Raw genomic sequence first — 6765 nt, 5'->3', positions numbered from 1 at the left:
CCCTCGAAGCGGAGATCCAGACCCTTTCCGCCGGGAAGACCGAGGCGGAGACCCAACTTGCCCAGGCGCGGGAGGCTCATGCGGCCCGAATAGAAGATATCGCTCTGCTAACCTCGAAGTATTATGCCGAGGTCGATGGCCTGAAGCAGCAGATTCAATCCGCCGAAGCGGGGCATCAGGCTGAGCTGGAAACGGCGCGGAAGCAGAAAGCGGCAATCGTGACCACCCTCAAAGCGGAGATCCAGACCCTTTCCGCCGGGAAAGCCGCTGCAGAGACGCAGCTCGCCCAGGTACGGGATACATTCTCAAATGAGATTGGGAGAATAGCAAAAATATTTCTGACTCTTCTTGATAAGAAGAGTTTTTTCGGAAAACGGATTTCCGCGGCCGACAAGGCAGAATTTCTCGTAAAACACCACATTCTAGATCGAGAATGGTATTTGCAGCAACATCCAGATGTTGCTGAAAACGGCATAGAGCCATCGTTGCATTATGTGCTTCACGGTGCCGAGGAGGGCCGCGCCCCAAAGCGGATGGCGTGAATCTGATAGTATAGAGTATGCGCTGTTTTCCGATCCTCCCCCCGGTTTGCGGACACCCCCGATACGTTCCTTGCGGGCGAGGACGGTGTTTGATGGCTAAGACGAGACGCACGTTCAGAGGAGATGGGCAACGCAAGAGAAGGCCCGATGCGACCAGTTCGCGGACATCGAAGGCTCCCATAATCGGCAGCGCATCCGTTCGGCCTGCTCGGTCCTATCACGCCCGAGCAGGTCGACAGGAAAGCGGATAACCCCTCGTCCGCAAAACAGGGGAAGATCGGGGAGCCGACCGCGGGCCTGCGCACGCTTCGGCCGCATGCCCCCGTTTGATCCCGCCAAGGCGAGTTCGGGCGCCTACAATCCGCTACTGGAGATGCGCAAAGACGGATGGGACGTGCGCGGCGTGCCGAATACCGCCGACATGCGGGGCGACCCAGAAGGTCCTTCTCTTTCGGGAGACGCGAGGGCCTCGATCGGCGAGGCCTGACAAATCGCGATGCATGCCGCGGCAAGCGCAGCGGTGGCACCAAGCAGAACCGTGGCTTTGGAAGAATGCTCCAAAGCAACCGGAATTTCAGTACAGCCCATGATCGCGCGCGCGGCACCGGCGTCCAGCAAAGTATCCAAGGCAAGCTCCAGCATCGATCTGGCGCTATCGACTTCCTCAGCCTTCACCAGCGCGATAGCCGGTTGGACGAGTTCAGCCTGCACATCGTCTGTCGGGACCAGCGGCTTGATGTCCACTCAGAACTCGGCGTTCAATTATTCGCATTCGTGACTATGAAAGACGGTATCGCCTGCGAAGCCGATCCGCCACCGCGCATCCCGGCCTTGGCTCGCCGGGGCTTGCCCGACCGTCGGACCGTTCACGGGCTCCCGCACGAAGAGGCCCCCTGTGTATTTCGATTCGGAATACACAAGCCCCAATTTTAATTCGATCCTTGATTGCCCAGTCGCTAACGTGAGGGCTTCGGCCTAAAACGAAATAATGGGGATTGCAATGAAAACTCGAAAATTCTCGGAATTCGTTCGCTCCGTCGCGTTGGCAGCACTCGTCTTCGGGGTATCGGCTGTATCAAGCAAGAATGCCTCTGCTCAACAACAAGTTCAATTCATGATGGATTTCCTTCCATCCGGCGAGTATGCTGCGTTTTACGGTGGATGGGCGAAGGGTTTCTGGAAGGAAGAGGGAATTGATATAACCGTGACTCGCGGCTACGGAAGCAGCGATACGGTGACCAAGGTGGCGAACGGGGCGGCGGAGTTCGGCATCAGCGACCTCGGCTCCATGATGACGGCCCGGCAGCGTGCCGGAGCGCCGGTGAAAGCGATCAGCAGTCTCTATACCTATTCTCCTCACTCCTTCTTTGTTCTGGAGAGTTCCGGTATTAATTCCATCAAGGATTTGGCTGGAAAGCGGCTCGGCATCACGCCGGGAAACAGTCACCGAATCTACTTCCCTGAAGTCGCGAAGCGTGTCGGCATAGACGAAAATTCGATCACATGGGTGAGTGTCGATGGATCCGCGATGGGAACGCTCCTGATCCAGAAGAAGATCGATGCCGCGCCCCTCTATACAATCCACCACTACTTCAATAATAAGGCGGCCAAGATGGCAGGCGAATCCATCAAGATTCTGCCGTATGTGGAGACAGGATTTAAGATATACTCCAGCGTAATCCTTACAAATGAGAAGATCATTGCACAGAACCCCGAGCTTGTGAAAGCCTTTTTGCGCGGTGTGCAGAGGTCGTTGCTCTGGGCGCGGGATAACCGCGAGGAAGCATGCAAGCTTCATGTCGAGAAGGTTCCGACGATCGCTCTCGATGATTGCCTTGGATCGCTGAATGCAACCATGGACCTGGTGTTCAACAAGGATTCGGAAGGGTCGGCATTCGGCAAGTTCGATCCGGCGCGGCTCAAGTTCACCTATCAGGTCGTCGCGAAAGCTCAGGACCTGAAGCCGGATTGGGATCCGCAGCAGGCGGTCGATACGAGCTTCCTGCCGCCGCGATGACCTGCCGGATCGAGTGAGCTTCAGGGAGAATGGTTGATGACCGCCATTGCGATAGATGACGTCTCGAAAATCTACAAGCTTTGGGACGGGCAGGAAATTGTTGCTCTCAAGAATGTAAGCTTCAACATTTCCGAGAATGAATTCGTCGCTTTGGTTGGTCCCTCCGGGTGTGGCAAGTCAACTCTTCTTCGCCTGATCGCGGGTCTTTTCAAATCATCGAAGGGTTCCATCAAAATCGGGAGCCAGGTTGTCACGGCGCCGCGCCGCGAGACCGGCATGGTCTTCCAGAAGCCCACTTTGCTGCCCTGGAAGACGGTGCTCGAGAACGTCCTGTTTCCTTTCGAGCTGATGCGCCGGAAGGAGCGGCCGGTCGATAAGGCGATGGAACTGCTGACGCTTGCCGGTCTCGGGGACTTTAGAGATCGGTATCCCGACGAATTGTCCGGCGGCATGCAGCAGCGCGCCGCGATCTGCCGGGCGCTGACTCCCGATCCCGGCGTTTTGCTGATGGACGAGCCGTTCGGAGCGCTGGACGCGCTCACCCGGGAGGAAATGTCGATAGAGTTGCTTCGCATTTGGACCGAGCGACCGAAAACCATTGTGTTTGTGACCCACTCGATTTCCGAAGCGGTCATGCTTGCGGATCGTGTCGTGGTTCTCTCGGCCCGGCCCGGGCGCATCGCCGAGATCGTTCCGGTCCCCATTCCCCGTCCGCGCGGCTTTGAATCTGAAGCCCTGCCGGAATTCAACCGGTGTGTGCAGTACATCCGATCGCTGATCATGGGCCGCCACTGAGGTTCGCTATCATGTCGATGAGGAAGCTCTGGCATTACGGCCAGGATGTCATTCTGCCCACCGTGGCGTTTGCGCTGATGTTGCTGGCTTGGGAACTCGGCGTCCGCGCCTTCGACGTGCCGGTTTATCTCCTTCCTGCGCCGTCCGTCATCTATGCCGAGACGATGAAGGAGATCCGCCCGGTGATGTTTCACACCTGGGCCACCTTGCAGACGGTCCTCGCGGGCTTCCTGCTCTCGGTCGCCGTGAGCATCCCCCTCGGGTTCGTCCTGGCCTCGTCGCGATACGCATCGAATGCGATCTATCCGCTTCTCGTGTTGACGCAGGCGATTCCGAAAGTCGCGCTGGCTCCGATCCTCGTCATCGCGCTCGGCGCCAACGAGTTGCCGCGGATCGCCGTGACATTCCTCGTAGCGTTCTTTCCGCTGGTGATCTCGGTCGCCACCGGGCTCATGGCGACGCCCCCCGAGCTGATCGAGTTGGGACGAAGCTACCGTGCCGGACGTCTCCAGGAATTTTTCAAGATCCGAATTCCGTTTGCCATCCCGTTTATTTTCAGCGGCTTGAAATCGGCGATCACGCTTTCGGTGGTCGGAGCCGTGGTGGGCGAGTTCGTGACGTCCGATCGCGGGCTGGGCAATCTCGTTCAATCCGCCACGGCGTTTTTCAAGGTTCCCCTCGCTTTCGGAGCGGTCACCCTTCTCGCCCTCATGGGAATTGTGCTCTTCCAACTCGTCACGGCGATCGAGCGCATCTTCTTCCCGTGGTCGCTCCGTCAACAGCGCGATTCCGCCTGAACATCCAATGGCGGACCATGCATATCCCCTGGAAGCTGCCATGAACCCCGAAGGGGATCGGAGCGAATGCCTGACATTTTTGCCTGGCCATGTCTCCTTCACGCGAGCCGGCCTCCGATTTGCTCGAAGATGCTCAAGGGGCCGCGTCATCCGGGCTGAGGGAGCAGTGCTGTGAACCTTAAGCAGATCGAGATCTTTTGCGCGGTGATGCGCTGCCGCACGACGATCGCTGCGGCCTACGAGCTCGGCCTCTCGCAACCGGGTGTCAGCAACGGCATCAAGCATCTCGAAGAATCGATCGGCTTCAAGCTTTTCGACCGGATCGGCAACCGCCTCGTCCCCACTCACGAAGCGCTGTCGCTCTACCGCGACGCGCAGCCCCTGCAAATGATGGCGAGGAGCATCAATCAGCGGGTCGTCGCGCTCAAGGATACCCAGCAAGGCTACCTGCGCGTCATCTCGACGAATCCTTTGGGCGACACGATCGTGCCCGAGGCGATTTCCGAGCTGATGTCCAGCCGTCCCAACATCCAGGTCTATTTCGACGTCCAGGGGATGGATGGAGTCATCGAAGCCGTTGAAACCGGATTCGCGGATCTCGGGATCGCGATCGCCCCTGATCTCAGGCCGGCGCTTGGAATAGCCCCGATCATCAGCGGCCGAATGGCCTGCGTTCTTCCCGCGGAACACCCGCTCGCAGCAGCCGAGGCGGTCACGCCGAACGATCTGGCGAGCACTCCCATGATCGGCCTCGAGCCGACGACCCGGCTCGGCGGGCTGCTGGCGACGGCGTTTCGTGATGCGGGCGTTCACTACGCACCCAAGATCGTCGTCCATAAAGGCGTCACGGCATGCCGGCTGGCGGTCCAGGGGGCCGGCATCGCGATTATCGACGAATTTTCCGCCGGCACGGCCGTCAGCCAGGGCATGACGATCCGCGCCTTCGCGCCGCGGATCGAGACGACGGGCTCGATCGTCAGTCTCAGGGAGCGCCCGCTTTCGCGGCTCGCCAGGAAGTTCGTCGGCATCCTGACGACCATCGCGCAAGAGAGAAGCCCGGCCATTTGGGCGACCTCGAAACCGAAATCGCAATAGGAGAGGAAAGCATGGTGGCCCGTCCTGTCTGCATCAAGGGTGGAACGCTGGTTCAGCCGGATGCGCCGCGGCCTGAAAGAATCGACATTCTCGTCCAGGAGGGTCGAATTGCGGCGGTCGGACGCGACCTTGCGGCTCCGCCCGAGACCGAGATCGTCGACGCGAGCGAGTTCATCGTTCATCCGGGCCTGATCAACGCCCACGTGCACAGCCACGGCGGCCTGGCAAAGGGCATGGGGGATCTGTGGACGCTCGAGCTTCTTCTCAACGGCGGGCCGGCCATGAATGGCGGCCGCAGCGTCGAGGACAAGGCGCTCAGCGCGACCCTCTCGGCAGCCGAGATGCTGCTCAAGGGCTGTACGGCCTGCTATGACCTGATGGTGGAATTTCCCGCGCCCTCGCGGGAAGGGGTGGAGGCGGTTGCCGACGCCTATGCCGCGGTCGGCATGCGCGCGGTCCTCGCGCCGATGGTTGCCGACCGCAGTTTCTTCCAGGCGATCCCCGGCCTGCGCGACCAGGTGCCCCAGGAGCTTCTCGGCGCGGTCGATTCCCAGCAGCTTGCCCCGGCCGGCGATACGCTCGGCATTCTCAAGTCGCTGCTTCAGACATGGACCCGCGACAGGAGGAACGTCATCCTGGGAGTCGCGCCCACGATCCCTCACCATTGCTCGGATGAATTCATGGTCCGAGCGGCCCGATTGGCCCGGGAGCATGGCGCCGGCCTGCACATGCATCTGTCGGAATCGAAGGTGCAGGCGGTTATCGGCATGGAGCTGTACGGCAAGACCGCGACGGCTCATCTCGCGGATCTCGGAATCCTCGGGCCGGACTTCACCGCGGCGCATGGCGTCTGGCTGGATCGCGACGACATGAAGCTGCTGGCCGATCACGGCTCCTCCGTCGCCCACAACCCCGCAAGCAACATGCGGCTGGGCAACGGCATCGCGAATTCCCGTGCCATTCTCGACACCGGCGTCAATCTGGGCCTGGGAACGGATGGCAGCCAATGCTCCGACAGCCTCAACATGTACGAGGCCATGAGGCTGGCGTCGTTGTCCTCCAAGGCGCGCGGCCCGAATACCGGGCATTGGCTGACCACCGTGGAGGCCGCCCGGGCGGCGACGACGGGATCCGCCAGGGCCTTGGGCCTCGACGGGAAGATCGGCAAGATCGAGGCGGGGTACCGCGCCGACCTCGTGATGCTTCGCCTCACGAGCCCGAACTGGATGCCGCTGAACAACGCGATCAATCAGCTCGTTCACATCGAGGACGGCACGGCCGTCTCCGATGTGATGGTCGACGGAGAATGGGTCGTCCGGCAGGGCCGGCTCACGCGGCTGGATCTCCCGAAGCTTCGCCGGCACGTGGAAGACACGCGCGCTCGCCTCGCGGACATCAACGCGGAACGGTCGGACAATTGCGAACGGCTGGCGGTGATCGTGAACCGCTTCTGCCCCTGCATTGCGAGCCGGCCCTATCACATCGATCGGTTTGCCGCGACGGCCGTCGAGCAGTGAAG

At 60.5% G+C, this 6765-nt stretch carries 6 protein-coding genes and 2 pseudogenes; 7 read left to right on the top strand and 1 reads right to left on the bottom strand.

Annotation, left to right across the window (positions count from 1 at the left end):
- Both PKD06_RS00680 and PKD06_RS00675 read left to right on the top strand, forming a co-directional pair.
- Positions 1-542, top strand: a pseudogene (locus PKD06_RS00680) (hypothetical protein); the annotation flags it as partial.
- 115 nt (positions 543-657) lie between these two features.
- Positions 658-788, top strand: a pseudogene (locus PKD06_RS00675) (IS3 family transposase); the annotation flags it as partial.
- Between the two features lie 108 nt (positions 789-896).
- On the opposite strand, the gene PKD06_RS00670 reads toward PKD06_RS00675, so the two are convergent.
- Positions 897-1286, bottom strand: a complete 390-nt coding sequence (locus PKD06_RS00670; protein ID WP_324376721.1) for a hypothetical protein — start codon at positions 1284-1286, stop codon at positions 897-899.
- Positions 1287-1530: 244 nt separating this feature from the next.
- On the opposite strand from PKD06_RS00670, the gene PKD06_RS00665 reads away from it, so the two are divergent.
- The 5 genes from PKD06_RS00665 (at position 1531) to PKD06_RS00645 (ending at position 6763) form a co-directional block, all read left to right on the top strand.
- Positions 1531-2559, top strand: coding sequence for an ABC transporter substrate-binding protein (locus PKD06_RS00665; protein WP_324376719.1), 1029 nt, complete (start codon positions 1531-1533; stop codon positions 2557-2559).
- 36 nt (positions 2560-2595) lie between these two features.
- Complete coding sequence (locus PKD06_RS00660) at positions 2596-3354, top strand: ABC transporter ATP-binding protein (RefSeq protein ID WP_324376717.1); 759 nt, start codon at positions 2596-2598, stop codon at positions 3352-3354.
- The gene (locus PKD06_RS00655; RefSeq protein WP_324376716.1) at positions 3312-4151 is read left to right on the top strand and encodes an ABC transporter permease; all 840 of its coding nucleotides are present in this window, start codon (positions 3312-3314) and stop codon (positions 4149-4151) included. The genes PKD06_RS00660 and PKD06_RS00655 overlap by 43 nt, the downstream gene beginning before the upstream one ends.
- Before the next feature lie 171 nt (positions 4152-4322).
- The gene (locus PKD06_RS00650) at positions 4323-5246 is read left to right on the top strand and encodes a LysR family transcriptional regulator (RefSeq protein ID WP_324376714.1); all 924 of its coding nucleotides are present in this window, start codon (positions 4323-4325) and stop codon (positions 5244-5246) included.
- 11 nt (positions 5247-5257) lie between these two features.
- On the top strand, positions 5258-6763 hold the full coding sequence (locus tag PKD06_RS00645) for an amidohydrolase (RefSeq protein WP_324376712.1): 1506 nt from the start codon (positions 5258-5260) through the stop codon (positions 6761-6763).
- Positions 6764-6765: the final 2 nt, after the last annotated feature.

The sequence above is a fragment of the Enterovirga sp. genome (assembly GCF_035325185.1).
In the GTDB taxonomy this organism is placed as follows: domain Bacteria; phylum Pseudomonadota; class Alphaproteobacteria; order Rhizobiales; family Beijerinckiaceae; genus Enterovirga.
This window is presented reverse-complemented; position numbering and strand designations above follow the sequence as displayed.